Raw genomic sequence first — 835 nt, forward strand, 5'->3', positions numbered from 1 at the left:
CCCTTTTGCCCGGTGAGGCGCTGACCGCCGGCGAACTCGCGCGCGTGGCCGGTATCGGCGCGGCGGCGGCGAGCGCGCAGGTGAAGGCGCTGGTCGAATCCGGGCTGGTCTCGGTCCATGCCCAGGGGCGGCACCGCTACCACCGGCTGGCCGGCGAGGAGATCGCCTCCGCGCTCGAGACACTGATGGCGTTGCCTCAGGTCAGCCCGCGCAAATCCTGGCCGCATGGCGATGCCTTCCGGCAGGCGCGGCTGTGCTGGCATCACGTGGCCGGGCGGATCGGCGTGGCCCTGCACGAGCGTCTATCCGGCGACGGCTGGATCGCCGCGGCCCCGGGTGGCTGGGCCGCGACGGAATCCGGCGAGGCGCGTCTCGAAAAGCTGGGCGTGGACCTGGCCGCAGCCCGCCGCGCGCCCCGCTTCGCCTGTGACTGCATGGACTGGTCCGAGCGCCGGCCGCACCTCGCCGGCGGGCTGGGCCGTGAGATCACCTCGATGATGACGCGCCGCCTCTGGCTCACCCGCATCGAGCCCTCGGCGACGGATCTGCTCCAGCGGCGCCGGCTGGCCTGCACGCCGGAAGGGGCCCGGGCGCTCTCGGCGGAGTTCGGCATCGGAGCATGATGTTTTTTTGTGCCCTCARACGCCGGGCGSCSSCTCCGGCGSCTTGGCTTCGCCGCGCCGCTGGTACGCCAGGCGGCGCTGTCGGTCGGGCAGCGCCGGCCGCGATGCGGCCGGATGGCTCATCGGGCGCCTCGATCCTGTTCGCGACGCCATGAGCCCTGTTACTCGCGTGGGCGCGGCGATGTCCGCCATGACCGCGGTCTCGCAGTTCC

Annotated in this window: 1 protein-coding gene; it reads left to right on the forward strand. The window is 73.4% G+C overall.

The window, feature by feature from the left end; all coding sequences use genetic code 11:
• Positions 1-623, forward strand: a 623-nt coding sequence (locus AC1DWF_RS33375; protein ID WP_476842786.1) for a helix-turn-helix domain-containing protein, incomplete at its 5' end; no start/stop codon positions are given.
• Positions 624-835: the final 212 nt, after the last annotated feature.

Source organism: Aminobacter sp. P4_D5 (genome assembly GCF_056401815.1).